Here is a 24,572-nt window from a genome sequence, read left to right as displayed (position 1 = left end):
CATGAATCAACAGTTTGAGCAGGAATTACAAAGCAGCTGGCAAGAGCGTCAGGAATACGCAGAAATGATGTTGCCCCTTATTGGTAAACTGTACCGCAATAAGGCAGTTGAAATTTCAGTTTATGGACGCTCGCTACTGAACGCCAGTGCTATTGATGTTATTAAAGCGCACCGCAAAGTGCGTCTGCACGAAGGTATCAAGCTACGCCTACGCGAAAGCTACCCTATTTTAGAAGCTTTGAGCACCATGAAGCTTGCTCCTGCACAAATTGATATTGGTAAATTGGCTTTTGATTTTCACTACGGTTCTGCGGTCGACAACAACGACCTTACGGCCTACCTTAACGAAAAACTAAACGACGTTGCCGACAAAGAGGACGATCAGAAACCTCAGGACGTTGTACTATATGGTTTTGGCCGTATAGGTCGTTTACTTGCTCGCTTGCTTATTGAGCGTCAGGGTAAAAACAACAAGCTTCGCCTACGTGCCATTGTGGTTCGAGGCGGACGCGATGGCGACCTAGAAAAACGCGCAAGCTTGCTGCGCCGCGATTCTGTCCATGGTCCGTTTAACGGCAGCATCACAGTTGACCATGAACGTAATGCGCTAAAAGCGAACGGGTCATACATTCAAGTCATTTATGCCAACAGTCCAGAAGAAGTGGATTACACCCAATATGGTATAGACAACGCTATCATCGTAGATAACACAGGGATTTGGCGTGACCGCGATGGCCTTGGTCTTCACCTTAAAGCGAAAGGCGCAGCGAAAGCTATCCTTACAGCGCCGGGTAAAGGAGACATTAAAAATATCGTGCACGGTGTAAATGACGAAGAAGTCACACCGGAAGATACAATTGTATCTGCTGCAAGCTGTACGACTAACGCGATAACGCCAGTGCTTAAAGCACTAGACGAAGAGTATGGTATTGAAAACGGTCACGTTGAAACGGTTCACTCTTACACTAACGATCAAAACCTTATCGACAACTACCACAAGGGCGACCGTCGCGGGCGTAGCGCGCCACTTAACATGGTTATTACCGAAACAGGCGCAGCAAAAGCCGTCGCAAAAGCCTACCCGAAGTTGGCAGGTAAGCTTACCGGTAACGCTATACGTGTACCTACGCCAAACGTATCGCTAGCGATTTTAAACCTAAATCTTAAGACGCCGGTGGATCGCATTGCCGTTAACGAATTTTTGCGCGATACCGCACTGTTTTCAAAGCTTCAACACCAAATTGATTACACAGCTAGTAAAGAGATTGTATCTACAGACTTAGTCGGCTCTCGCGCTGCATCTGTGGTTGACTCTCAGGCAACTATCGCCGCCGATAACCGCCTGACGCTATATGTATGGTACGACAATGAATTTGGTTACAGCTGTCAGGTACTGCGCGTAGTTCGTGACATGGCAGGACTAAGCTTTCCTACGTTGCCGCTGTAAGTAACACGCATTACAAGAAACTGTACAAAAAACCGACCTAAGTGGTCGGTTTTTTAATGGTGTAAACATTTTGTATACTCTCGACAGTACAAAACCCGCTGTGTGCGTGGAATTTGTGTTTACGTCTATGCTAAATTAGCGCTCAAATAATGAGGAAAACGACAGTCTATGCATATTTCCAGTCAATTCGACAGCGGTAACATTGAAGTTGTTAGCGCACAATCACCAGACGATATCCGTCTAACCATTCCTAACGACAACCAATCTGAATTTGCTCAGTGGTTCCATTTTCGTTTAGTGGGCGAAACTTTTGTAACTCACACAATGACTATTGGTAATCTGGCTAAGTCAGCGTATCCAGAAGGTTGGAAAGGATATAACGTTCTAGCGTCTTACGACCGTCAAACTTGGTTTAGAATTCCTAGCGAATTTGACGGCGATAACCTTACGTTCTCACTAACGCTAGAACAGCCCAGCGTTTACTTTGCGTATTTCATTCCGTATAGCTACGAACGCCACCTTGATCTTGTGCACGACGCGCAAATGTCATTATTGTGCGAGCATAAGTTTTTAGGCCTTACCCTAGATGGCCGCGATATGTCTATGCTGGTTATCGGTGAAGAAACACCAGAAAAGAAAAAAGTCTGGATCACGGCACGTCAGCACCCTGGCGAAACCATGGCCGAGTGGTGTGCCGAAGGTATTATCTACCGTCTGCTCGACGAGCAAGATGGTTTGGCGCGACAGTTGCTTGATAGTGCTGTTTTCTACATTGTGCCAAATATGAACCCAGACGGCAGCGCACGCGGTCATTTGCGTACTAACGCTGTAGGAACCAATCTAAACCGCGAGTGGGCGACGCCTTCGCAAGAAAAAAGCCCAGAAGTACTTTACGTACTGGATGCAATGAGCGAAATTGGTGTAGACATGTATCTTGATTTGCACGGTGATGAGGCATTGCCGTACAACTTTGTAGCAGGAAGCGAAGGTAACCCTAGCTACAATGACACTATAAAGATGCTAGAAAACACCTTTAAAGATGCGCTTTTAAATGCGACACCAGAGTTTCAAGACGAGTTTGGCTACGATAAAGACGAACCAGGCAAGGCTAATTTAACCGTAGCGTCAAATGCAGTGGGCGAGAAATTCAAATGTATGGCGTACACGGTAGAAATGCCATTTAAAGACAACGCTGATGTACCAGACGACATATACGGTTGGTCGGTGCAGCGTAGCCGTCAGTTAGGTGAAGATTTGCTTATTGGTGTGAATGCAGTTGTTAAAAAGCTAAAAGCATCAGAGTAATAAAATAAGAATAAGGAAGCGAAAGCTTCTGTAAAAAAGGCCTCGACAAAAAGAGGCCTTTTAATTATCAAAATAAAACAACAATTAAACATAATAAAAAAGGGGAATAACGTTGGAAGGGTTATATGGTTTTCTAACTATGCTCGATGGATTCTTAGGGGGCGCGTTCTGGTTTCCTTATGTTCTATTAGGCGTAGGTCTTTTCTTTACGGTTTATCTTAAGTTTCCGCAAATTCGTTTCTTTAAACACGCTTGGCAGGTTGTGACTGGTAAGTTTGATAAAGAGAGCGATCCAGGTGACACCACGCACTTTCGTGCACTAACTACTGCATTGTCTGGTACCGTAGGTACAGGTAACATTTCAGGTGTTGCTTTCGCTATTTTCCTTGGTGGCCCCGCAGCACTATTTTGGATGTGGGTAACCGCTTTTTTGGGTATGACAACCAAATTTGTAGAAGTAACCCTATCGCATAAATATCGCGTAAAGACAGAAGACGGCACCATGGCGGGTGGCCCCATGTATTATATGGACCGCCGCTTGAACATGAAGTGGCTTGCGGTAGCCTTTGCAATTGCCACAGTAGTCAGTTCATTTGGTACAGGTAATCTTCCACAAAGCAACGGTATTGCACAAAGTATTGAAGCTACCTTTGGCTTCGAACCCTGGGTAGTGGGAAGCGTACTGGGTATTCTTCTTGCTTTGGTTATTCTTGGTGGTATCCAACGCATTGCCGCGTTTACAGCGCGTGTTGTTCCCGTTATGGCTGTTATTTATCTTATTGGTGCCCTTGCCGTTATTTTCGCTAATCTAGAAAATATCGGTCCATCATTTGCCGCAGTTATTGGCGATGCGTTTACCGGTTCAGCAGCTGCAGGTGGCTTTTTAGGGGCTTCTTTAGCTTATGCGTTTAACCGTGGCGTTAACCGCGGCTTGTTTTCGAACGAAGCGGGTCAAGGCTCTGCACCTATCGCTCACGCAGCAGCAAAAACAAAAGAGCCTGCGTCAGAGGGTATGGTTTCACTACTTGAACCTTTCATCGACACCATTCTAATTTGTACCGTTACTGGTTTAGTTATTCTGTCGTCAGGGGTTTGGAAAGAAAAACACGAAAACGTATTCGACCGTTCAGACATGTACTTCGTAGCAGGCCAATACGACGATACAAATCAAGCAGACGTAAACAAGCTTTATGGTTATTTGAACGAAATTGAAGGAAACAGTGTTGAACCTTACACCGGTTCAATTACAGTTGTTAACGGCACTGCCGTAAGCGACGGGTTTACCCTACTTAATGCACGTTCTATAGCAGAAGACGTGAAGTACGCAGTAGGTAGTGAAGATTTATTTACCGGCACATTAAAGATTGTCGACGGAAAACCGGTCAAAGATAATCTTGAAGTAAGCGGCAAGTCGCTAGTTCACTCAGCAGCGCTAACCACTATTGCCTTTACTCGTGGTTTCTTTGGAGACGCAGGGCAGTACATTGTATCCATCGGCCTTATGTTGTTCGCTTTCTCGACCGCTATCGCATGGTCTTATTATGGCGATCGCGCTATGACCTACTTGCTTGGTCCACGCTCGGTGATGCCGTATCGCGTTATCTACGTGGCAGGCTTTGTTTGGGCGGCATTCTCTGATACTACACTTGTTTGGGCGCTTTCTGCCGTAGCAATTGTAGTAATGACCTTGCCAAACCTATTCGGCATCATGCTGCTATGTAAGGAAATGAAAGAAACAGTGAATGACTACTGGTCTCGACACAAAAAATAACACTAAAACTATCTTTGGTACTGCCTCTGCTTAAGTCTTTAGGCGAATAAGCGAACCGAAAAGGCAGCAGGTAAAAATGCGCAGTGGTGAACTTTGTACAAAAGTTAACACCCTGCGCATTTTTGTTTTGTAACGAGGAGGCTAATCCACAGAATCGACTTCATTGTTGTGATGAACTTCAGTATGATACCCGTCCGCGTAAAATGCTGGCGTACTTAGATGCGTTTAAGCATTTCTAATTCGCATCAAGTAAACAGGAGCAACATATGGCATTAGTTGACTGTCCTTCATGTAATAAAAAAACGTCTGATAAAGCGAAGACGTGCCCTCACTGCGATTTTAAAATCGGAGACGCTACCTCAGAGGATATAGAGCGCAAACAAAGCTTACAAAGATTTAAAAAGTTAGCCAGTATCCAGAACCAGTCGCTTATTGCTATGCTGATATTTGTTGCGAGTTTTGGTTTTATGTATTGGGGTGGGACACGCCCGGGTGATTTGCAACATAATTTAGCTATTTTGGGCGCCGTGGTTGGCTTTGTATGGTACTTAGTAAACCGCGCGCGAATTGTTTATATAAAGCGTTTTTCCTAAATGAATATAGAAGCACTTGTAGCCAGCATGACACCGGAGATTTACGAGCGTCTGCGTCAGGCTGTTGAAACCGGTAAGTGGCCAGATGGCACACCTCTAAATGACGAGCAGAAAGCAAGCAGCATGCAGGCTGTTATGCTGTATCAAGCAAAAATAGAAAAGTCCTCTGAGCATATGACAGTGGGTGAAAGCGGCGAAATCGTACATAAAAGTAAAGCCGACTTTAAACGCTCGTTACGCGATGAGCAGGATGATAATAATACAATAGCGCGGTTTAAACAGGATGATATTTAGTCGTATATTTGCGCCTTCACACCAAAGCCCAAAGCCTGAAAAACGGATGCAGGCAATAGAGAATCTTTCTCCCGAAAAGGCACAGGAAAAAACAATTCTTCACGAACTGGCATTTAATGACGAGGATGCAAATGTCAGCCTCGCGGCACTTGAAAAGCTGAATAGCTTTGTGTTGTGGCTTAAAATGTCGCAAATTGCCAAGCAGTCTCGCGTTAAAAAAGCAGCTGAGAGAAAGGTAAATGCCGCTTTGATGGGCGAGGGTGATGTCACACTTTCCCGCCAAGAGATATTTTCTTTTTTAACTGAGACAGCTAACGCTGATTTAGTCGTGCAGTTAGTACCGCAAATGTTGGAGAAAGAGCCTAAGCTTTTGCAAGATGATGCATTAGCTAACGCGCTAATCGAAAAGGTGGCGAAGCCTTCGTTCACCCAGTTTGTCTTTTTAGAAGGTGCAAGTCCGCAACTGCAGAGTCAATTGATCAACGCACATTCAGACGTGGCAGATTTGCAAAAGCTTGCGAAGAAAGTGTCAAGTGATGCGCTTACAGAACAAATTAATAAGCGCATTTACGCTATTAAAAAGGCTGCAAAGCGCCCATTGGAGCTCAAAAAGCAGCTGACTTTAGTGCTGTCTAAATACCAAGCTTTACTCGATAAGTCAGACGTTGAAACTATCGAAGAGAAGCGCAGCGAGTTAGAAAGCGAGCTAACGGGATTATTCGCACAAATAGATTTGCTTGTTGAGGAAGAGCGTGTTGATTATGAAGAAAAGCGCGCTCGTATAACCGAACAAGTAGAGCGATATTTAAGCCGTATCCGCCCAGCATGGGAAGAGAAACAACAAGCGTCGCAACGTGCCAATACCAAAGCATTGTGCGAACAGCAGCTTACTTATGCCAAGGAGCAGGTAGCTTGGTTGTACAATAACAGGCTTTGTGAAGCTACGCTTGCTGATGTTGCAACAGTTAATGAAAGTGTACGCGGTGTCGAAGCCACCCTTGAGCAGCTAGCCCGTTTAGATGATGAATCAGCCACTGAGAAACGAATTACACAGATTAAGCGCTCTGTCGACGAACTAAACGAGCAACTTGATCGCTTCTCTATCCAGCAGCAATACAGCCAAAAGCTACTGATAAAACTTCAGTCGCTCGAAGATATTGCCGCTAAGATCGTTTCAGCGGCTGATAACGGGTCAGATAAAGATATTCGTGATGTAAGCACTGAAGAAGCTAGCGCATCACCTGAAGATTTGAGTCAAGTAAACGGTGGCGACGCAGTACAAAGCAGTAGTGTAGTGGCTCTCAAAGCGGAGTTTGACGAAGCACGTCAAGCGTATAAAGCGCTTAGCCGCGAAATCGATGCCATTCCTAAGGCGTTGTCTAAACGTTTTAACGCAGCCACAAACAGTGTAAATGCCAAAGAGCGTGCTCAAAAATCCAAAGAAAATGAGCAAGTAAAACACGTTAGAAAGCACATTAGCGTTATCGACAACTTAATTGAACAGGGCAAGTTTCGCGTTGCCATTTCAAAGTTTGCAAAGCTTCAAGAAAGTTATGCTGCGCTTCCTGATTCAGCTAAGAAATATGTAGAGAAGCGTTTTGAAAAAACGGCTGGCGAAGTGTCACGCTTAGAAGGGTGGCAGGATTATCTTGCGGCGCCGCGCAAACCCGCTCTTTTAGAAGAAGCAAAAGCATTAGCCAGTGCTGATGCAGAAAATATTAAGCAAAGAAGCGAAGCTATTAAGTATCTGCGCAAGCAATGGTTATCATTAACGCCTTCATCGTCTAGTAACGAAGAAAGCAGCGAAGACGCGTTATTACAGCAGCAATTCGATGATGCACTTGAAAAGGCCTTCGAGCCTTGTAGAGCGCATTACGCGAAGTTAGATGCGCAGCGGGCTGCTGCCCGTGAACAGCGCATGTCGATTATCGCTACCGTTAAGGCAATGGACATTAACACGCCAGAAGCCGAGTTAGTGAAGGTTTTTGATAAAGCGTCTAAACAGTGGCATGCTGCAGGTCAGGTTGAACGTGAAATTTATGAACAGCTGAAGCAAGAATGGAAGGCGGTATCATCGCCCATCCAGGCTAAAGTGACTCAGTGGCAAAGCGATAATCAAGCTCAAAAGCGTGCGCTAGTCACTCAAGCTTGTCAACTTGCTACGGAAGAAGATGTCGCTGGCGCTGCCGACAAAGCTCAGCAATTGCAAAGCCAGTGGAAGCAAGTAGGCCATGCAGGTAAACGTGAAGAGAGTAAGTTGTGGGCAGAATTTAAAGCTGCCAATGACACCGTATTTGAACGTTTAAAAGCCGAGCGGAAAGTACAAAATAATGCATTTAACGCGTTAGTAGATTCGCTACTCACGCAAGTGGAAGCTGTTGACATCAACAGCGATGATGTCACGTTTAGTCAATCAATGAGCGACGTTCGCGCTCAGTTAACCGACTTGCCTAAAGCGCAACGTACGAAAGTAGATAAAAAGATTGATTCACTTGAAAGTAAGCGTGCGGCGCAAGCGAAAAATGCACAATCTCAAGCCCGATTGGCGCGAGCTCAGGCTCTGATTTCTTTACTACAGCTAAATGTAGGTGAGGGAAGTGGTGACGAGCAGGCTCTAGCGGAAACGTTAGGGAAGCGTTGGGCGAACGTATTATGTCAGTCTACTGGAAATGAAACAACTCAGCACGACAGACAATGGTTAACGGTAGCATTAGAAGTTGCAACTGGTATGCCAAGCCCGGATGCAGATGCATCTATACGCTCTAGTGTACAGCTACAAATGATGACGTCTAAGTTGGAACAAGGAGAGGCGGCGACCGCCCCCGACATTCTTGCCGACTGGTTATCCTACGACTCTATAGATAAAGCGGACAATAATCTGCTTCAACGTGTTGTGGCAGTAATTCATGCTCACCCAGAAATTGTGGCTTAATCGGGAAAATAAATGGAAAACAGTGTTGAGTTTCAATTTGAAACCGAAATGTCTGCATATCGTTTTTTAAATACCGTAAAGCATATTGATGCTGAAGGTTTGAGAGTTAAATTCGGACGTACCGATCATCACGTGAGTGTACAGTACCGTTACGGGATAGGGGAGTTTGATTCTACGCTATCTACACTGGATGACCTTGCCCGAGAGTTAGGTGGTGAAGAAGTGTCTTAACTAGCCAGTGATGTAAAACCACGTCGACTGCTAAATACAAAAAGGGCCAGACAATTGTCTGGCCCTTTTTTTGATAAAAATGTGATTAACAGTCTTTATCTTCAGCGTCCACGCCTTCTTTCACATCTTCGCAAGCGTCTTCAACGGCGTTACCTGCATCGGTAACCATCTCGTCTAGCTCTTCGCCTGCGTCTTCTGCCTCACCGTCACCGCACGCTGCTAGTGATAGTGCAAATGCTGATGCTACTAGTACTTTTGTTAAATTTTTAAATGAAAACATATCCTTACTCCTTTTCCTATTAAATATTCTTAGGCCCTTGGTGCTTTTCCACGTAACGCATTAGCGATAAGTGAAATTACCAACAACGCGATAAACACAAAGAAAAGAAACTGTGCGATACCTGTTGCTGCACCTGCGATGCCTCCAAAACCAAAAACTGCTGCAATAATGGCGATGATAAAAAATGTGATTGCCCAACCTAACATAACTAGATCCTCGTATTGCTTCCGTTACTTTCACAATAACTAATGCTATCTTTATGCCTGTTTTTTAAGTGCATGAATTATATAGATTAAGTTTGTTTCAGATTGAAATTTTGAAACGTAATTTTCAGTGGCAGGAGTCACGATTACACAAGCGAATGCATTTTTTACATGATAGAGCAGAAGCCCTTTTCTCATCATTTAATTCAAGATGAAAAAAGAGGCAAAGCGAAAGGGAAAAACGCTTTGCCTATAAAAGGGAGGAGGTGACGCCCCACATAATCTGAGAAGATTGGGGGCTGAGCGTTACCTAGTTACCATTTGGGTTGTAAGGTAACGAAGATTGGTGAGCGACAATACGCAGGTCGCCATCACTGTCTTTCACATAGGCAAAGGTGTACTCTACTTTTGTTTCTCCGCCCTTAGTGTCAGTAAAGAAGTAGTTACCCATCGCCACCGCCATCCGACAACTGTTATTAATAATTCCTACATTGTCGAATTTCACGTTTGTATAAGGCTTAATCGCAAAACCCTTATCTTCCTGATAAGCGTCATTTCCACCGACAAAGTAAGAAAGCGCTGCATCAAAGCTTGAACGGAACTGATCATTTGCTGCAAGGGTTGGTTTAAACAGTACACTACTTAAATCATATCCGTACATGTCCTGGATAAAATCAGCCGCCTCGCCAGAGTAGTCACCGTCGTTACTAAACACTGCGCCAATACGTACAATGCCTTCACCCCACATCTTTTGTGCTGCTACAACTTCACGCTCTGTAATACATTCATCCGAATACAGTAATGCATTGTCTAGCGCCTTAGCCTTCAATACACCAACGTTTGAAGTGGCGGTCTCATTCATTTGCGGTTTGGCCACTGCACTGCAGCCTGTTACTAGCATAATCGAAGCTGCAAGAAGCGTTGTTTTTGTCATTAACGAGTTTAGCTTTTTCATCGCGTGACTCCTCAGTCATTTGCAAAATAAATACGTGTTATTACCTAATTAAATTGCTGGGAGCAGAAGTTGTATAACGTTGTAAAAAGCGGTCTACAAATCTGCTCTGCAGTTCATAGGTTTAATGATAGCTAGATTGGGTGACGGAGACTTTTGTACAACATTAATAGAAGATTAATGGGTCATTAAGAATAAAGATGTTTAGACATGTATCGGTTCTGAACGAATGAATGTCTCATCTATCATGTTGATTAGTGTGTCTTAATGTCGCTTTACTTCATCGATATTACGTAATTTATACGCAGGCTTATTCGTTTACTTATATACGAAGGACTGGATTTACTCGATTTTGCAGGCCCTTAGTCTGCTTTATAGGATGCATTTCAGGGAATGGGTGGTAGCTATGAATTTAAGGTAGTGGGCTTTAGGGCGTTCCACAGACTTGCTCGTGCAATTAAGTTATGCTTTTCAGTAACACTGATTGCGTACCGAAAAGCATTTTGTCAGAACACTGATGATGTAGTGTATAGATGTACAGAATGACGTTCAGCTAATTTGTATTCTTTGGCTCTAGAGGCTGTGACAGCACTTCTAAGACAGTAAAGGCGTTTTTACCTAAACGACTTTTATCATTCGCCATTTTTACATCAATAGTAAAGTAGATGTCGTTAATCTGAGTATTTACAACATCGTTTGAGCTCGGGGCGGCCATCGGTTGAGCAACTTCCTCACAGCCTGACATAGTGCATTGCCTATCTGTTTGAAATATTGCTGGCTCATTTTTGCCAGCCGTTACTTCCCGCGCTATGACAGGCTTTTTATCAATATTTGTATTAATCACCTCTAGATAAGTAAAGCCTTGCTCTTGTGCGACTTCTGCGGCGCGATATAGAGCGTACTGCTGTACTTTGTCGGCCGGAGTTTTATCAGTCGCTTTAAAAAGGACCTGATACTGATTTGCAGATACTTTTTCGCTCGAATAACCATATGAGGCTTTAGAGTTCGCTGATTTGTATGGGGTAGGGGCAGCTACTGGTGTCGATGAACACCCTGCTATCACAAAGCTTAGTGCCGCACCTGCGGTGGCAAGAAGTACGCGGCCACTTTTAATTTTACTTTTGATGTTCATCTCACAAATTCCTTAATACTGTGATCACTGAAACAATGAAAACAACGCTGTTCTGCCTATCGCTGTTAACGCTTGATTGCGTTTTGCCTTAGGTTTAGCGTCTACTGCACCTTTATATGCGCCAACAGAAGCTATGCCAAGTAAGGTCTCTGGCTTACCCATCATTAACGAACATTGCCTTTTTGCTTGTGTAAGTGCAACATCTGCGTGATGTTTTTGAGAAAAATAGGCATGTTCCTTTTGCGCAATATCTTTTATATTCGCTTTCAAAAAGATGTTCATAGTACTCACCTCATTATTGTTGACAGGGCACTGTCCATGGATTTGATCAAATGAACTTAACCAAAAGGGTTAATGCGCCTTTAAATCTATGCCTTACCCAAAGACCCTACGCCATGTTTGAATTAATCTGCTTAAACTTAGATAGTTGAACGCATTCTGGGCAAGCTTAAAGAAACCGAACGCCGCAAGACTATTAAGTGCTAATAACACAAGTGGTACCACAACGTAGTGCACGCCAACATTGTGAAGTATAGCGCCTATAGCAATATTTAAAATAAGCCAACAAACTGTACCAACCGCAAATGCTGCGAGGCATGCAAAAACAGTAACGAAAAAACTCTTTTTGACAAGCATGAGTTCACTATTAGTAAGCTCAAGAAATGCAAAGCCTTGTTCTTTTCTCTGAGAGAATGCTTCTTTAAATGCGTTGAATACATCGGAGAAAGACGGATCGGGGTATTGTTGCTGGGTTGACTGCTCGTCAGGTGGCGTTTCTTTGGGTGTACTTTCTCCTGTAGCGTTTTCATGAAACTTCGCCTGCGCCGAAGGCGGCGTCAGGCGAAATGGATTTTCATGGCACGATGTATAACGTGCTTTTTGAAAATCTGGCACTTTCATAATTTTACTTCTTACGTAGAAGCGATGTTACTAGCATGCCTGCTGCAAAAGCGATACCTGCAGTTTGAATAGGATTCTCAATTGCGTACTTACGTACTTTTGATGCCTGCCATTTCTGCTCTGCTAAACGCTTTCTTTCTGACATGTTTTCTGCAGACGATGAGGCTGTGCGACGAATGTTTTCTTCCGCAACGCCAGCACTATCCGCTAATTTGTCAACTGATGCGTGAAGAGTGTCTTTTAGTTGATCCGTTACTGGGTGACTTGGTTCAGCCACACCGTTAGTGCTGTTAGTTTTAACGGTTTGTGATTTAGCTGAAGCTTGTGTAGCCATAATACTCTCCTTAATATTTTGGGTTCACAATAACAGTTGCAACGTGTGTACCAATTAAAAAACCTTTTATTTACAGTTGGATAGCGTTTCTTGCTATTTTGGGGGTGAAAGGTTTGCAAGAGAAACGCGTTATCCTTGCAAACCCCTGTAATATTTTCAAAGTTGTTAAAACAAAAGCCTAGCTTCCATCCACAACAGATGCGAGGTCATCTTTTGAAACGGGTTTAAGTAAAGCACTATCTATTCCAATCGATTCCATCATGTCTTCATCCGCTTCATGCCCGCTAACGATGGTAAGCGTTGCATCTGGCAATTTATCTTTGAGTTCACCAGCTAGGTCATAACCACTGTAATCGGGTAGCGTTAAATCCATTAATATGTGATCAAAGTTGCCGCCTTGTGCGGTGCTAAGTGCATCTAAGCCGCAATGCTCTGTGGTAACTTCATGGCCTAGGTGCACCAAAAATAGCTGCAATAGTTCTGCAGCATCTTCATCGTCTTCAATCACTAAAATACGCTTGCAAGTAGAGGTACTGTCTTCTTTTTTCTGAGACGTGTTTTCTGTTGCTAACTCTGTATTCGTATAGGGTTCAACTCCGTCGCTTGAAGGCATGTTTTCTTCTGGCGCGTAAGGTTTTCGTAAGGGCATGTCAGCAACTTGTGCTTCTACATTGGTAAAAGTGACGTGATCGCCAGGAGGAAGATATTGTGAGAGAAGTTGAGCTAGTGCAAAGCGGTCTATTGGTTTACCTATAACGTCATTAAAACCTTCGCGTATTAGCGACTCTCTTAATCCTTTACGACTGGCTGCGGTGACCGCAATAACGGGAATATCTTTACCATGGCGACGAATAGCGTGTAACGCTTCAATGCCATTCATCACAGGCATGTGAATATCCATGAGAACGAGGTCAAATGGTTGATTGTGTTCATCGGCCTGTAATACAGCTTCCAGTGCCTTAACACCGTTTTCCGCGTAACTAATATCTGCCTGAGACTGACTTACAAGGTGGCCGGTAAGGCGCCGAATTTCTCTTAAGTCATCGACAATCAGCACTCTGCCGGTAACATTTAAATCGATACTGCTAGATTCGACAGGTTGAATCTGGCCAAGCGTTAAATCGACGTTAGGTTGGGAAGAAATGTCACCTGGATTAATATCAAATGTAAACGTGCTGCCTTCCCCCAGTCGAGATGTCACATTAATATCACCACCAAGCTTAGTGACCAGTTCTTTACAGATTGCCAAGCCTAGACCCGCGCCTCCGTGGTTGGCGCGCATGACATCTTCAATTTGTTCAAAAGGTTGAAAAATATTGTGTAACTTGTTGGGCGGCATGCCGATGCCAGTATCGTCTACGGAAAATCTAAGTCGCTGGTTTTTTTCGCAATCTGTCGAAATTTCGTTAAGAGCTATAGTGAGTGTAATACTGCCCTTGTCGGTGAACTTAACCGCGTTAGAAATAAGGTTAAGCAGAACCTGACGAAGTCGAGTGGGATCTGTCTGAATAAATTCAGGAATTTTGGTTTTAGAAACCACATTTAAACTCAGCCCCTTATCCTTGGCGTTTAAGCGCATTAATGAGTGAATATCTGTAAGAAAAGCGGACAAGTTAACACTCTTAATGTTCAACTCTAACTTCTCAGCCATTATCCTGGACATGTCGAGTAAATCGTTAAGCAAGCTCAATAAATGTTTGCCGTTTGAATGAATTATCGATAGCTCTTGTTGGAATGGGCTGTTTCTTGCGTCATCAATGAGAAGTTCTGTATAGCCCAGAATAGAGGTGAGTGGGGTGCGCAGTTCATGACCGAGATGAGCGAGGAATTTGTCTTTAGCTTTGTTTTTTTGCTCAACCTTATTGCGTTCAATGCGCTCGTTTTCTATGTCCCGACGAACCATGGCGTACCGTATAGTGCGCATGAAGCGCGGTGTCTCGATCTCGGACTTCTGTAGATAATCGGCGGCGCCCGCGCGCATCACCATCTCATCGACTGTAACGTCTGACTGACCTGTTAAAATAACCACAGGCAGGCTAAATTGGTTCGACTTCAGAACACCCAGAACATCTATGGCATTCTCTGCGCCCAACAAGTAGTCAAGCAAGCATAAATCAAAGTCTTCCGTCTTAAGCGCTTCTATGGCGTCAAGACTGTTTGTCACCCACGTTAACTCAAACTTAGGTGACTCACACTGTTCTAGATAGTCAGAAGTTAAGAAGTAATCATCTTCATCATCTTCAACCAATAGAATTTTAATAACCTCTGACATCTAGTACCTCTTTTACTCGTGTGGTAACTCTACGAACTCGATCCAATAACGGCCTAAAGCACGCATTAGTTCAACCAGTCCTTCAAAGTTAACTGGTTTGGTAATATAAGAAGCGCAACCGAGATCGTAGCCGCGAAGCATGTCTTCCTCTTCTTTGGATGTTGTTAGGATTACAACCGGAATACTTCGCAGTTTTGGGTCGTTCTTAAGTTCCTGGAGTGCTTCGCGACCATCTTTTCTTGGCATGTTTAAGTCAAGCAATATAAGGCTAGGGCGAGGCGCCGATGCTGGATCAGAATATTTCCCCTCGTGACGAAGAAACTCTAACAATTCCACACCGTCTTCAACGCAAAACAGATTGTTGAGGACACGACTTTCTTGCAGCGCGTCAACGGTTAATAGGCGATCATCCTCATCATCATCGGCCATCAAGATATTTATTGGCTGGGTTTGTTTACGCGTCATTGTGTGTTTCTCCATTATTGTTGTTAGTACCAAACGGTTCACTATCCACCGGCATTACTATTGAAAACGTAGCTCCGTGTCCTGGTGCACTCATAGCAGTAATTTGACCATTATGTCTTTCTACTATTCTTCTACATACCGCAAGGCCTATGCCTGTACCTTTATACTCGCTTCTACCATGAAGGCGTTGGAACGGAGCGAATATTTTCTCTGCGAATGACTGGTCAAAACCAATACCATTGTCGGTAATTGCAATTTTTATCCAGTTATACTCTTCGGACATAAGTATATCCTGAGTATCTTCTTTGCTGGCTTCTTGTAAATTGACTTTGACAACCGGCGTTACACCTTCAGTTTGAAATTTAAGCGCATTGGAGATTAAGTTTAAAAACAACTGCTCGAGTTGTGTTTTATCACCTCGAAGAATAGGCATCTTTTCGCATACATCTATCTGCGCTGATTTTTCATCTATTGCGATTTCTAAATCGCTTAATACGCTTTGTATAACTTTATTTAAGTCTACATCATCAAAGTCTTTTCCCCGGGTTGATACACGAGAAAAAGCAAGAAGGTCAGAAATAAGCATCGACATGCGCTCTGCTGCGTTTAGCATCCGCGCTAAATAATCTTTGCCTCTCTCATCAATAACATCCTTGTATCCTGACTCTAGTCGGTTTCCGAATGCCCGAATTTTGCGAAGGGGTTCTTGTAAATCGTGTGAAGCGACAAATGCAAAATCTTCCAACTCTCGATTACTTCGTGCTAATTCATCGGAGTAAATACTAAGCTCTTGTGTCCGCTCTTCTATGCGATTTTCTAAGTCCTCATTGACAGATTCAAGATCGGCCTGATATTTCTCGTGCTCGCGCGAGTTTATTTTCAATAGTAAAAAAACAGCAATAACCAGTAACAGGGTAGTAGCTGATGAGATGATTAACGTATTTACTGAGTCTCTTCTCAAGCTCATCAAATTTGCTAAATGCGTACCTTGCATGCCGCGTTCAGACTCATCAATTTCGCGAAATAGCTCTTCGAAGCGTCTGTAAAGATCAATGCCTTTATCACTTTCAACTAAGTTGACGGCTTCTTTCTGCTTCCCTTCCTTAATGAGTTCAACGACTTTGATAACCTCGTTAATTTTTGCCCTGGTTAGATTAAGCAATTCCTCAATTCTTACAGATTGCTCATCGATATCAGACGAAAAAGAACTCACTTCTACCTCGTCCATCAACTCTCCAATAACGCCAAGCGTCTGAGTATAGTCTGAGAGATATTCCTCATCATCGGTGAGCATGAAGCCTCGCTGACCGGACTCCACTCGGAGCACCGCTACATGAAGCCTATTCACTGCATTGATTACACGATTAGTTGTAAATAGTCGCGCCTCAAGTGCTGAGAGGTCGTTAAGAGTACTTACTACATAAAAAGAGTTTGCAGTCATAACGACAATGATGACAACAACCAAAATTATCCAGCTGTAAATTGAAGACAGAACTTTAGAGATCATTTACATGTTCCGGGTCATTTTCGCCCAATTCTGATGTCATTTCAGATAGGGTCTCACTGCAGTCTTTTGCACTGCTTATTATTTTATCCAACGCCGCCAGTGCTTTTTCAGGAGCAACGTCCCCGTTTAGTGCCATTTTTACTAGCTCTGCCTGCATAGATATTCTATTTAACGGTTTCCGAGCATCATGTACAAAAACACTCAGTCGTGAAAACTCTTCGCTAGTCATATTGAATACCTCTTACTATTCGTCTTTGCTTAGGTCGCCGTAAGCATGAAGACGGTTGTATAGGGTTTTAGTACTTATACCTAACATTTCTGCTGCGGTTGTTTTGTTGCCGCTTACTTTTTCTAAAGTGGCGTAGATAAGCTCTTTTTCTACATCCTCAATGGTTCTTCCAGCTTGAAGGGCAGGTGTCGTACTCTGCTTCTGTGCAAAAGGAGACTCGATAGTTTTAGGTAACTCAATCTCACTTTTCTCTGGGTCACTCATGATAGCCGCACGGTGTACAAAGTGTCTTAACTCACGAACGTTTCCTGGCCAATCGTATGCTTGAAGCGTCTCTAGCTGATTATCTTCCCATTTAAAATTAGAACCGTTATCTTTGTTAAATTCTGCAATGAAAGTTTTTGCTAAAAGAGGAATGTCTTCTTTTCTTTCACGCAAAGGAGGAATGGTAATTGGGAAAACAGCAAGCCTGAAATAAATATCTTCACGCAACACTTTGCTCTGAGCGATTTCTTCCATTGTTCTGTTTGTTGCAGATACAACACGACAGTTTACAGGTATAGATTTCGTACCACCCACACGAAGCACTACTTTGTTTTCGAGTACGCGCAAAAGGTTGGGTTGCATGTCAATGGGCATTTCTGTGATTTCATCTAAGAAAAGGGTGCCACCTTCTGCCTGTTCAAAAACGCCTTCTTTACGACCTACCGCACCGGTGAAGGCACCTTTTTCATGACCGAACAGTTCACTACCAATCAATTCTTTAGAAAATGCACCACAGTTTGTAGCAATATAAGGGCCTTCACTTTCTGAGGCTCTGTGAATTGCAGCTGCAACCACTTCCTTACCAACACCACTTTCACCTAATAGCATGACGTTAGCACTGGTTTTGCTGACTCTTGAAATAAGTTTGTATAACTCTTTCATCACGGGTGACTCGCCAATAAGCAAGTCGAAGTGTTTCTCGATTTTTTCTTCTGCTGGCTCTTTTGCTTTTGTTTTCTTACTTAGTACTGCCTCAATTTCTTCACGTTGTATTGGCTTTACGAGGTAGTCTACGGTGGGGCCACACAAGCCTTTAATAACGCTTTTTACCGATGGATGGCCCGTAATTAGAGTTACACGGGGCCGCTTAGGCAGCGCATCAAGTTCGTTAAACAGGTGAGCACCGCTTCCATCGGGAAGCATAAAATCTAACAGTACATGGTCGAATGTTTCTTTCTCAAGCCAGTCTCGTGCTTCTGCTAACGTAGCAGCGGTCAAGACGTCATGACCTAAAAACTCAATAATAGTACAAGCTACTTCTGTAAACTCGGCGTCGTCATCAACTAAAAGTACGGTTAGCACGCATTGTCCCTCTCTATTACGTTCCATCGAAAATATGGAATAAAATCAATATTATAGTTCTACCACAATAAGCGAAAAAAGTAACTGGATATCCATTTGTAGTCACACATTTCCAAATATTGCGTTTTCTGTTCATGGTAACACCACACACAATTTAAGCGCGTTGACCGTAAAGACACATTCATTTGAATTCATTGTTACAATTTCACTATCGCAATTCGCACTAAAATTTTGATTTGTTAAATTAACAATGAGTGTTACCTATTTACATGCTGTTGCAAAAAGTATTCCCAATAATTGATAGGTACCACCGTGGAAAGGCTCTGGCACATTTTTCGCACAAATCTCAATGCGACTAACTTACTGTAGGCAAGGGTATGAATGATATTTGGCGAATACTTACGCGCCTCTTGTCCGCATCTCGCCCCCTTAAATAAGTGGAATACAACGTGTTTTGTATCAAAGGAACTGAATATGTGGGTAAAAACAGCCGAAAGATCAATGACCTTGACAGAACTGCTGGCAAAGATGCAGCCGCGGTCAAGTCAAAATATATTTTACTTCGAAGACTTTTGGGAAGTTATGGAAAAGCGCGGTTTTGGTCCCATGTTAGCATTCCCTTCTTTTATTGCTTGCACACCTGTCGGCGCTATTCCTGGAATTCCATCTTTAACGGGTGTAACAATTTTACTCATTGCATTGCAAATTTTACTCGGTAGTAGGCACCCATGGTTGCCTCGAAAAGTAATGGATATACAGTGTGATGCGGATCAACTGCGCAATATAGTTCAAAAAGTAAAACCCTATGCAGCTCGCGTCGATCGATTTCTTGTTCCACGTTGCTTTTTTATGAGACAGCCCGTGTTTCGCTCTTTAATTGCATTGAATTGTGTTGGCTGCGGCTTGGTAATGGTCCCGTTAGAGCTTATTCCCTTTATGGGTTTAATTCCAGCATTAGCAGTATTTATAATGTCTGTTGGAATGGCCACAGACGACGGTGCAGTGGCTTTGGTAGGTGTGTCAATATCGCTGTTTGGCTTCGTACTGGGCTTTCAACATTTGCCGGCAGCGATTAGCTAACGCGCAAGTTAATCAGTACAGGAATCAAACATGAATTCCGAGTTAGGCAGATTCATTGTTTGGTACCTAAGCTCCCCCATAAATGCTCGAGCTGCTGGGCCCAATGTATCTCCATCTTTAAAAGAAAGATAAAGAAGTGCTTTTCTTAACGCAGCGTTGTTATCTAGAGGAAGTGGAACCAAAGTCCCATTTTCTAATTCGTCTTTTATGATTGCAATAGGTAGCCATGCAAAGCCTAAGCCCTGAGCAATGATATCTAACGATGTTCTCACATGACTTACCGTCCAGCGTTGCTCAGCTCCTAGCCAACCAACATCTGCTTTGCGCTCTGCGGAAGAGTCGCGCACGACAATCTGGCGATGACTTTTAAGGTCTTCTAAGGTGAGGGTTCTATTTAATTGATGTAGGGGATGTTCTGCATGAGCAACAGCGGCGAACTCAATTTCACATAAATCTTCACTAAACCCGTTTGGAATGACAAAGGGAGAGATGCCCAAGTCTACCTTTCCGCTAGTTAACAATGCATTTGCACCGCTAAGTACGGTCTCTTCTATTTCTATACGCAATAGGGGAAACTCAGCAGAGACTTTAGCAAGCACGTTATAGAGCAATTCAGAAGGAAAAATAATATCCACAGCTATGCGCAGCGTTGTTTCGGTCCCCACTTTTAAACTACTAGCTACTGCTTCAAGTTTATGGGCTTCGTTAAGCAAAAACGAAGCGCGACGGTACATAAGTTCACCTTGTGGAGAAAGCTTAACTTTACGGCCAATATTTTCAAACAGTGTTACACCGATAGCACTTTCTAGTTTTTGAACCGCGTGATGCACACTAGATTGACTTTTATGTACTTCTGCAGCTGCTTGATTGAAGCCACCTGCATCAACCACGGCTTTAAACATTCGCCATTGTTCTAATGTGGATTTAAGCATACACGCCCTCTACTTATATGTTGGGAGAGTTATAGCATAGTCCTATAGTACAAGTCATTTTTCGAGTGCTTGGGTGATGGTAGGTACCGGACAGGTTACAACTGATACCTCGTCGTATCCCATACGTATTAGTTGCTCTGCTGCCAATTTCGCACGAACACCAGATGCACAATGTATGTAAAGTGGTACAGAAGCGTCTTTAAATTGCTCTAACGCTTTCATTTCTAACACGCCTCTAGGAATATTGATAGCAGAAGGTACCGGTTGGCTTGCTGCTTCTGTGCTCTCCCTAACATCAATGAGAGCTCCATTATTGCAAGATAACTCATCAAGGGCTTGTTCAGCAGTTACGCAACGAATGTCGAAATCAATATTTTCAATTCGAGTTTTAATATCTATTAGCATGGCACTTCCATTAGTAACGGCGTTTTTGTGTAAGAAATAAGGTAAATCTAATGTATTGATCAAAAAACAATAAAACAACAAATACGGCCGAAATTCATCGCATATAATGGCAAGTCGGCAGAATAGTTTATACTTTAGTATAATAAACAGCTAAATTGTTGTCAGAAAACTTTATAGATAGGGAGTGCTTATGTCTGAAGATATGGTAATAGGTTCAGATGACATTATGGAACATGCAGCGGAAGCTGAGATCTTCCTCAAGCAATTTGCGAATAAAACACGTCTTATGGTGCTTTGTTCATTACTGAAAGAGGAAAAGTCGGTTACCGAACTACTAGAAATAATCGATGTTTCTCAGCCTGTGATTTCTCAGCATCTTGCATTGCTGCGAGAATCAAAAATGGTAGCGACTAGAAGGGAAGGCCAAACAATTTACTATCGCATTGTTGATGAACGCGTAAAACGCCTTATAGCGCTGATGTACGAATTTTTCTGCGAATAGCCTATTCGTGTTGGCAGTTTAAACTACAATGTCCGCGGAATGACGGACATTGTATGATTTAGCGCGTCTTTAGCGTTTCATCTAAGCTTATCTATCAAGCTGTTTGCACAACATATCAATGTAATCGTCTTCTGAAATTCTATCGCTATCAACCTCTGGTCTATTAACTAACTCGTCACGACTGAGTTTCACTTCAACACTGTGCGCAGCCCAATCGATATTTTTAATATCATTTGGCAACAACGCTAGATGTTTGCCACCGGGAAGCCAGTTATTGGTATCGACAACCAGCATTACAATTTTCCAACTTTGGGTGTCTATTATAAAGTTGCTAATGTGCCCAACGTTATCGGTGGTAGTAGCAACTTCATAGCCTCCCACTTCTCCAACAGCCCTTAAATGATTACTGGTTTTTTTGGGGTGAAGTGTTTCAGACTCTTCCGCGTGCTGCAACTCAACAAGCTCATTAGGGTGTGCAAACTCTCCCCATGCTCCAGGGCCAATCCAGTAGTAGCCGTAGCCGAAATATTTAAAGAGATTCTCCTCGTACTCACGAGAGACAGGTTTATGCTCGTCGATTGATGGGCTGTTCTTTAACTTTTCAACGGTCATACTTACATGGACAGTGTCATCGTCGTAAACAAGTTCTGTCACGGCGATGGGAGAGATTACCACTTTTCTGCTAAGCGGAAGCCACGTATTTGTATCTGCAACCAAATAACGTACTGTAAACGTCTCATCGTCAAAAAGAATATCGCGTACCCCTCCGACTTTGTCATCTACGGCATGAATGGAAAAGTGGGTAAGCTGTTTTGAACTGATGTTCATCGCGCGCCTCCTTTGCTAGGGCTCTTTGTACAGAGCAACAGTTATCATTGGTTAACGTCACTCTTTATTACTCTAAGTGTAGACAGTCCTTAACCTTTCTTCATTTTCTTCTTGCTTAATGTTGATTGAGATCATTTATCTGCAAAAACAAAAAAGCTCGCCAGAGCGAGCTTTTAACGTTCATATAAAAATTAGGCTACATCAAATTCTTCATCAGAGTAATCATCGTCGTAATCTGATTGGTTGCTAGCACTGCTGTGGAGGGTATAGAAATGCTTTTTTCCTCTCGCTAACTTGACATACTTTGCCCACGCTTTTTCAAGATTGTTTTCTGCATCGACTTTGCCACTAATGAACTTCACGAAGTGTTGCTCGTCTTCGCTTTGTGGCGAGAGATCACCACTTTCAAGGCCTAATAAAGTCTTGCCGTAGTTAGTTAAAATGTCGGCTTCAGTAATACTGAAGTCGCCTGATTTACGAAATCCATAGGGAAACTTTTGACGGTCAATAAACGGTTTTGCAGATAGTCGAATAGCTAAACTTTTCATGTTGTACCCAACGTAATGTTTTGTTCAGCGCACTTTTAAGTTAAATAAAAGCAAAGATAAAACAAAAGATTTTTTTCTTATCAATAAAAAATTTTCAACGGAGTTAAAAAATGGAACGTGAGGAAATTTTTATTTAATCTGCGCTTAGTTGAACAAGGTGAAACACATCTTTGATGATTCATAAATTTTTGAAATATATGCGTATTTTTGAAATCCTTATCTACTTTCCTCTGAAGGCGCATTGTCACAAAAATGACACACATGCTTGCCAAATACGTCTGTGAAACTACAGTGAAAATGCCATCAAAAATTCTTGTCGCTACGATGATTAAAATTCGTTTTCTATTTCGCCGCTTGGGATAATAATTGAGGGGTTGTTAATAACCCTGAGAAGTCGATGAGTAAAGACTATCGTTACCAGCGTGATGAATGGGACTCGGTAGAAGAGGAAGATCTTCACGCTAAAAAACCAAACTCTAAACGTCAAAGTGCCGTGAAGGTAAAACAGAAGCGAGACTTGCAACGACGCGAAAAGCAGCGACGTTTGCATCAAGAAGAGTATTAATTGGATTTTTAGTTAAGCGCACCGTTTTAAACGGTGTGCTCTGTGCATTTGTATTTACTTGCCGTATCATCTGTGTCAGTTTAGACCCACATTAATTCGGTTATACATCTAGCATGGATATACGCTTTCTTACCACCTTTATAGAGGTGGCGAAAACCCGCCATTTCGGCAAAGCCGCTGAAAACCTTTATCTTACTCAATCTGCCGTTAGCGCGAGAATAAAACTCCTTGAGGAGTATTTCCATACCACGCTATTTATAAGACAGCGAAACAGTATCCAGCTCACCCAGTCGGGCGAGAATCTGCTACCCTACGCCAAGCAATTATGCGCCACGCTCAACGAAGCAAAGCAAGAATTGCAGATTCAGTCATCTGAGTATGTGGTTTGTGGAGCAACACAGCTTGCCAGCGAACTTCAGCTGCCCACAATGCTAAGTCACCTTCACAACTCATTCCCAGATTGGTCTGTAAAGGCAGAAGTCTTGACGCTCGACTCGCTGTCACGTCAACTACACGAGAGGGTGACAGACCTTGCTTTTTCAACTGAGCCGCTAAAGTCTGAAGAGGTGAATAGCGAGGTATTAATGGAACATGAACTCGCACTATATCGTGTAGGTGAGATTTCTGATGTTGTTAATGCAGCTGATTTCGTGGCAATTGATTGGGGTGCCAAGGCAAGAGACTGGCTTCTCACTGTTTATCCCCAGCTACGAGATGCAAAGTTAAGGACAAACTCGCTGAGTCTTGCCTTGAATAACTTACTCAGTGAAGGGGGAGTAGCCGTGTTGCCCACCAATATCGAAAAGCAAATACCGGCCAACGTTAACGTAACTAAAATAAGAACCCTTGAAAACGTACCATTGAAATTATACATACATAGTATGAAGCAAATACGACGCGTTGGCCTTTCACAGATAATAGACAGTGTGTCTACAGTAAGTTAAATGCAAACAATGGTCTTTGCATGAGTGCCGTCATATATGGCAACTAATTGACAGAATTGAAAAGAGAGCCCTAATGTCTCAAATACACCCTTTATTAGAAAAAAATGCCTTTCAACGCTTAGAAGCAAGTCTGGCGACGATTAAAGCCGATCAGAAATTGTTTATCCTCAAAGACGAACATGGATGCGTAATGCTAACCACCGATGAAGAAGATGGAGTACCAGTTTGGCCTGACGCTGAGCTCGCGCTCTTGTGGGCTACAGAAGATTGGGCACACTGTGAAGCAATGGAACTTACAACTGAAGAGTTTTTAGCTAAGTGGGTTCCCGGTATGACGCAAGACGAGCTTATGGTTATTGTTTGTCCTGTCCCAGCTGAAGAAGGTGAGGTAATTTCACCACAAGACTTTGCTGAGTATCTTTAATCAGCTATCAGGCGGACTTTTGTTTTGAGGGTGCTGGGTGATCTTAAGCATATATAGCAGGGTAACTATTCAGTAAGTAGATATAGTAAGTTCAAGTACTTATCTACTAGATACGTAGAAGGTTTATATGTATCCCTCTCATTACCCTAA

At 43.0% G+C, this 24,572-nt stretch carries 28 protein-coding genes; 12 read left to right on the top strand and 16 right to left on the bottom strand.

Annotated features, from left to right (window positions below; genetic code table 11):
* The first annotated feature begins 1 nt into the window (after window position 1).
* From ACXAER_RS02355 to ACXAER_RS02325, 7 genes are all read left to right on the top strand, one after another.
* Window positions 2-1,447 (top strand): glyceraldehyde-3-phosphate dehydrogenase, encoded by a 1,446-nt coding sequence (locus ACXAER_RS02355; protein WP_474826223.1) that lies wholly within the window; start codon window positions 2-4, stop codon window positions 1,445-1,447.
* Window positions 1,448-1,615: 168 nt separating this feature from the next.
* Window positions 1,616-2,752 (top strand): M14 family metallopeptidase, encoded by a 1,137-nt coding sequence (locus ACXAER_RS02350; protein WP_474826221.1) that lies wholly within the window; start codon window positions 1,616-1,618, stop codon window positions 2,750-2,752.
* 112 nt (window positions 2,753-2,864) lie between these two features.
* Window positions 2,865-4,523 carry an alanine/glycine:cation symporter family protein gene (locus ACXAER_RS02345; protein WP_334060558.1) on the top strand — a complete coding sequence of 553 codons (1,659 nt, stop codon included), beginning with the start codon at window positions 2,865-2,867 and terminating at the stop codon, window positions 4,521-4,523.
* Window positions 4,524-4,789: 266 nt separating this feature from the next.
* Complete coding sequence (locus tag ACXAER_RS02340) at window positions 4,790-5,116, top strand: zinc ribbon domain-containing protein (RefSeq protein ID WP_118494035.1); 327 nt, start codon at window positions 4,790-4,792, stop codon at window positions 5,114-5,116.
* On the top strand, window positions 5,117-5,410 hold the full coding sequence (locus tag ACXAER_RS02335) for a YeaC family protein (protein WP_474826218.1): 294 nt from the start codon (window positions 5,117-5,119) through the stop codon (window positions 5,408-5,410).
* Complete coding sequence (locus ACXAER_RS02330; protein ID WP_474826216.1) at window positions 5,400-8,342, top strand: DUF349 domain-containing protein; 2,943 nt, start codon at window positions 5,400-5,402, stop codon at window positions 8,340-8,342. Before ACXAER_RS02335 ends, ACXAER_RS02330 begins: the two co-directional genes overlap by 11 nt.
* Before the next feature lie 12 nt (window positions 8,343-8,354).
* Window positions 8,355-8,573: a hypothetical protein gene (locus tag ACXAER_RS02325; RefSeq protein WP_179983741.1), complete on the top strand. Its 219-nt coding sequence runs from the start codon at window positions 8,355-8,357 to the stop codon at window positions 8,571-8,573.
* 85 nt (window positions 8,574-8,658) lie between these two features.
* Here ACXAER_RS02325 and ACXAER_RS02320 read toward each other — a convergent pair whose 3' ends face one another.
* From ACXAER_RS02320 to ACXAER_RS02265, 12 genes are all read right to left on the bottom strand, one after another.
* Window positions 8,659-8,853 (bottom strand): hypothetical protein, encoded by a 195-nt coding sequence (locus ACXAER_RS02320; protein WP_474826213.1) that lies wholly within the window; start codon window positions 8,851-8,853, stop codon window positions 8,659-8,661.
* A gap of 29 nt (window positions 8,854-8,882) precedes the next feature.
* Window positions 8,883-9,059 (bottom strand): DUF1328 domain-containing protein, encoded by a 177-nt coding sequence (locus ACXAER_RS02315; protein ID WP_025255564.1) that lies wholly within the window; start codon window positions 9,057-9,059, stop codon window positions 8,883-8,885.
* A gap of 307 nt (window positions 9,060-9,366) precedes the next feature.
* Complete coding sequence (locus tag ACXAER_RS02310; protein ID WP_474806234.1) at window positions 9,367-10,011, bottom strand: phosphoribosyl-AMP cyclohydrolase; 645 nt, start codon at window positions 10,009-10,011, stop codon at window positions 9,367-9,369.
* A gap of 550 nt (window positions 10,012-10,561) precedes the next feature.
* Window positions 10,562-11,140, bottom strand: coding sequence for a CC0125/CC1285 family lipoprotein (locus tag ACXAER_RS02305; protein ID WP_474826210.1), 579 nt, complete (start codon window positions 11,138-11,140; stop codon window positions 10,562-10,564).
* 24 nt (window positions 11,141-11,164) lie between these two features.
* The gene (locus tag ACXAER_RS02300; protein ID WP_474826208.1) at window positions 11,165-11,422 is read right to left on the bottom strand and encodes a hypothetical protein; all 258 of its coding nucleotides are present in this window, start codon (window positions 11,420-11,422) and stop codon (window positions 11,165-11,167) included.
* A gap of 93 nt (window positions 11,423-11,515) precedes the next feature.
* Window positions 11,516-12,040: a hypothetical protein gene (locus ACXAER_RS02295; protein WP_474826206.1), complete on the bottom strand. Its 525-nt coding sequence runs from the start codon at window positions 12,038-12,040 to the stop codon at window positions 11,516-11,518.
* A gap of 4 nt (window positions 12,041-12,044) precedes the next feature.
* A complete protein-coding gene (locus ACXAER_RS02290) occupies window positions 12,045-12,374 on the bottom strand; it encodes a DUF883 domain-containing protein (protein WP_474826204.1) in 330 nt (109 codons plus the stop codon).
* 178 nt (window positions 12,375-12,552) lie between these two features.
* The gene (locus ACXAER_RS02285; RefSeq protein ID WP_474826202.1) at window positions 12,553-14,646 is read right to left on the bottom strand and encodes a response regulator; all 2,094 of its coding nucleotides are present in this window, start codon (window positions 14,644-14,646) and stop codon (window positions 12,553-12,555) included.
* A 12-nt stretch (window positions 14,647-14,658) separates the two neighbouring features.
* Window positions 14,659-15,111 carry a response regulator gene (locus tag ACXAER_RS02280; RefSeq protein ID WP_039216546.1) on the bottom strand — a complete coding sequence of 151 codons (453 nt, stop codon included), beginning with the start codon at window positions 15,109-15,111 and terminating at the stop codon, window positions 14,659-14,661.
* Window positions 15,101-16,618 carry a sensor histidine kinase gene (locus tag ACXAER_RS02275; protein WP_474826199.1) on the bottom strand — a complete coding sequence of 506 codons (1,518 nt, stop codon included), beginning with the start codon at window positions 16,616-16,618 and terminating at the stop codon, window positions 15,101-15,103. The genes ACXAER_RS02280 and ACXAER_RS02275 overlap by 11 nt, the downstream gene beginning before the upstream one ends.
* Window positions 16,608-16,847, bottom strand: a complete 240-nt coding sequence (locus ACXAER_RS02270; RefSeq protein WP_474826197.1) for a hypothetical protein — start codon at window positions 16,845-16,847, stop codon at window positions 16,608-16,610. Before ACXAER_RS02270 ends, ACXAER_RS02275 begins: the two co-directional genes overlap by 11 nt.
* A gap of 15 nt (window positions 16,848-16,862) precedes the next feature.
* A complete protein-coding gene (locus ACXAER_RS02265; RefSeq protein ID WP_474826195.1) occupies window positions 16,863-18,194 on the bottom strand; it encodes a sigma-54-dependent transcriptional regulator in 1,332 nt (443 codons plus the stop codon).
* A 474-nt stretch (window positions 18,195-18,668) separates the two neighbouring features.
* Between ACXAER_RS02265 and ACXAER_RS02260 the strand changes: the two genes are divergently transcribed.
* Complete coding sequence (locus ACXAER_RS02260) at window positions 18,669-19,274, top strand: exopolysaccharide biosynthesis protein (RefSeq protein WP_474826193.1); 606 nt, start codon at window positions 18,669-18,671, stop codon at window positions 19,272-19,274.
* Window positions 19,275-19,282: 8 nt separating this feature from the next.
* Here ACXAER_RS02260 and ACXAER_RS02255 read toward each other — a convergent pair whose 3' ends face one another.
* Window positions 19,283-20,206 (bottom strand): LysR family transcriptional regulator, encoded by a 924-nt coding sequence (locus ACXAER_RS02255; protein ID WP_474826191.1) that lies wholly within the window; start codon window positions 20,204-20,206, stop codon window positions 19,283-19,285.
* Between the two features lie 54 nt (window positions 20,207-20,260).
* The gene (locus ACXAER_RS02250) at window positions 20,261-20,611 is read right to left on the bottom strand and encodes a rhodanese-like domain-containing protein (RefSeq protein ID WP_474826189.1); all 351 of its coding nucleotides are present in this window, start codon (window positions 20,609-20,611) and stop codon (window positions 20,261-20,263) included.
* Between the two features lie 190 nt (window positions 20,612-20,801).
* On the opposite strand from ACXAER_RS02250, the gene ACXAER_RS02245 reads away from it, so the two are divergent.
* Window positions 20,802-21,113, top strand: coding sequence for an ArsR/SmtB family transcription factor (locus ACXAER_RS02245; RefSeq protein ID WP_474826187.1), 312 nt, complete (start codon window positions 20,802-20,804; stop codon window positions 21,111-21,113).
* An 87-nt stretch (window positions 21,114-21,200) separates the two neighbouring features.
* On the opposite strand, the gene ACXAER_RS02240 is transcribed toward ACXAER_RS02245, so the two are convergent.
* Together ACXAER_RS02240 and ACXAER_RS02235 are read right to left on the bottom strand one after the other, a co-directional pair.
* Window positions 21,201-21,941, bottom strand: coding sequence for a PRC-barrel domain-containing protein (locus ACXAER_RS02240; RefSeq protein WP_474826185.1), 741 nt, complete (start codon window positions 21,939-21,941; stop codon window positions 21,201-21,203).
* Between the two features lie 191 nt (window positions 21,942-22,132).
* Window positions 22,133-22,489: a MaoP family protein gene (locus tag ACXAER_RS02235; protein WP_474826183.1), complete on the bottom strand. Its 357-nt coding sequence runs from the start codon at window positions 22,487-22,489 to the stop codon at window positions 22,133-22,135.
* Between the two features lie 397 nt (window positions 22,490-22,886).
* Between ACXAER_RS02235 and ACXAER_RS02230 the strand changes: the two genes are divergently transcribed.
* The 3 genes from ACXAER_RS02230 (at window position 22,887) to ACXAER_RS02220 (ending at window position 24,422) form a co-directional block, all read left to right on the top strand.
* Complete coding sequence (locus tag ACXAER_RS02230; RefSeq protein WP_334060578.1) at window positions 22,887-23,054, top strand: hypothetical protein; 168 nt, start codon at window positions 22,887-22,889, stop codon at window positions 23,052-23,054.
* A gap of 113 nt (window positions 23,055-23,167) precedes the next feature.
* A complete protein-coding gene (locus tag ACXAER_RS02225; protein WP_474826181.1) occupies window positions 23,168-23,998 on the top strand; it encodes a LysR family transcriptional regulator in 831 nt (276 codons plus the stop codon).
* 73 nt (window positions 23,999-24,071) lie between these two features.
* Window positions 24,072-24,422 (top strand): DUF2750 domain-containing protein, encoded by a 351-nt coding sequence (locus ACXAER_RS02220; RefSeq protein ID WP_334060580.1) that lies wholly within the window; start codon window positions 24,072-24,074, stop codon window positions 24,420-24,422.
* Window positions 24,423-24,572: the final 150 nt, after the last annotated feature.

It is taken from the genome of Alteromonas sp. AWJ4_199 (assembly GCF_056159165.1).
Note: the sequence above shows the minus strand (reverse complement) of the source record. Positions and strands in the feature narration are given on the sequence as shown.

Excerpts from the sequence above, each read along its gene's own strand:
- ACXAER_RS02260 (WP_474826193.1), top strand. The coding sequence starts at position 18,669 with ATGTGGGTAAAAACAGCCGAAAGATCAATGACCTTGACAGAACTGCTG.
- ACXAER_RS02285 (WP_474826202.1), bottom strand. The coding sequence starts at position 14,646 with ATGTCAGAGGTTATTAAAATTCTATTGGTTGAAGATGATGAAGATGAT.
- ACXAER_RS02280 (WP_039216546.1), bottom strand. The coding sequence starts at position 15,111 with ATGACGCGTAAACAAACCCAGCCAATAAATATCTTGATGGCCGATGAT.
- ACXAER_RS02310 (WP_474806234.1), bottom strand. The coding sequence starts at position 10,011 with ATGAAAAAGCTAAACTCGTTAATGACAAAAACAACGCTTCTTGCAGCT.
- ACXAER_RS02320 (WP_474826213.1), bottom strand. The coding sequence starts at position 8,853 with ATGTTTTCATTTAAAAATTTAACAAAAGTACTAGTAGCATCAGCATTT.
- ACXAER_RS02255 (WP_474826191.1), bottom strand. The coding sequence starts at position 20,206 with ATGCTTAAATCCACATTAGAACAATGGCGAATGTTTAAAGCCGTGGTT.
- ACXAER_RS02245 (WP_474826187.1), top strand. The coding sequence starts at position 20,802 with ATGTCTGAAGATATGGTAATAGGTTCAGATGACATTATGGAACATGCA.
- ACXAER_RS02325 (WP_179983741.1), top strand. The coding sequence starts at position 8,355 with ATGGAAAACAGTGTTGAGTTTCAATTTGAAACCGAAATGTCTGCATAT.
- ACXAER_RS02355 (WP_474826223.1), top strand. The coding sequence starts at position 2 with ATGAATCAACAGTTTGAGCAGGAATTACAAAGCAGCTGGCAAGAGCGT.
- ACXAER_RS02295 (WP_474826206.1), bottom strand. The coding sequence starts at position 12,040 with ATGAAAGTGCCAGATTTTCAAAAAGCACGTTATACATCGTGCCATGAA.
- ACXAER_RS02225 (WP_474826181.1), top strand. The coding sequence starts at position 23,168 with ATGGATATACGCTTTCTTACCACCTTTATAGAGGTGGCGAAAACCCGC.
- ACXAER_RS02270 (WP_474826197.1), bottom strand. The coding sequence starts at position 16,847 with ATGACTAGCGAAGAGTTTTCACGACTGAGTGTTTTTGTACATGATGCT.
- ACXAER_RS02300 (WP_474826208.1), bottom strand. The coding sequence starts at position 11,422 with ATGAACATCTTTTTGAAAGCGAATATAAAAGATATTGCGCAAAAGGAA.
- ACXAER_RS02340 (WP_118494035.1), top strand. The coding sequence starts at position 4,790 with ATGGCATTAGTTGACTGTCCTTCATGTAATAAAAAAACGTCTGATAAA.
- ACXAER_RS02335 (WP_474826218.1), top strand. The coding sequence starts at position 5,117 with ATGAATATAGAAGCACTTGTAGCCAGCATGACACCGGAGATTTACGAG.
- ACXAER_RS02330 (WP_474826216.1), top strand. The coding sequence starts at position 5,400 with ATGATATTTAGTCGTATATTTGCGCCTTCACACCAAAGCCCAAAGCCT.
- ACXAER_RS02250 (WP_474826189.1), bottom strand. The coding sequence starts at position 20,611 with ATGCTAATAGATATTAAAACTCGAATTGAAAATATTGATTTCGACATT.
- ACXAER_RS02350 (WP_474826221.1), top strand. The coding sequence starts at position 1,616 with ATGCATATTTCCAGTCAATTCGACAGCGGTAACATTGAAGTTGTTAGC.
- ACXAER_RS02230 (WP_334060578.1), top strand. The coding sequence starts at position 22,887 with ATGAGTAAAGACTATCGTTACCAGCGTGATGAATGGGACTCGGTAGAA.
- ACXAER_RS02290 (WP_474826204.1), bottom strand. The coding sequence starts at position 12,374 with ATGGCTACACAAGCTTCAGCTAAATCACAAACCGTTAAAACTAACAGC.
- ACXAER_RS02235 (WP_474826183.1), bottom strand. The coding sequence starts at position 22,489 with ATGAAAAGTTTAGCTATTCGACTATCTGCAAAACCGTTTATTGACCGT.
- ACXAER_RS02240 (WP_474826185.1), bottom strand. The coding sequence starts at position 21,941 with ATGAACATCAGTTCAAAACAGCTTACCCACTTTTCCATTCATGCCGTA.
- ACXAER_RS02220 (WP_334060580.1), top strand. The coding sequence starts at position 24,072 with ATGTCTCAAATACACCCTTTATTAGAAAAAAATGCCTTTCAACGCTTA.
- ACXAER_RS02305 (WP_474826210.1), bottom strand. The coding sequence starts at position 11,140 with ATGAACATCAAAAGTAAAATTAAAAGTGGCCGCGTACTTCTTGCCACC.
- ACXAER_RS02315 (WP_025255564.1), bottom strand. The coding sequence starts at position 9,059 with ATGTTAGGTTGGGCAATCACATTTTTTATCATCGCCATTATTGCAGCA.
- ACXAER_RS02275 (WP_474826199.1), bottom strand. The coding sequence starts at position 16,618 with ATGATCTCTAAAGTTCTGTCTTCAATTTACAGCTGGATAATTTTGGTT.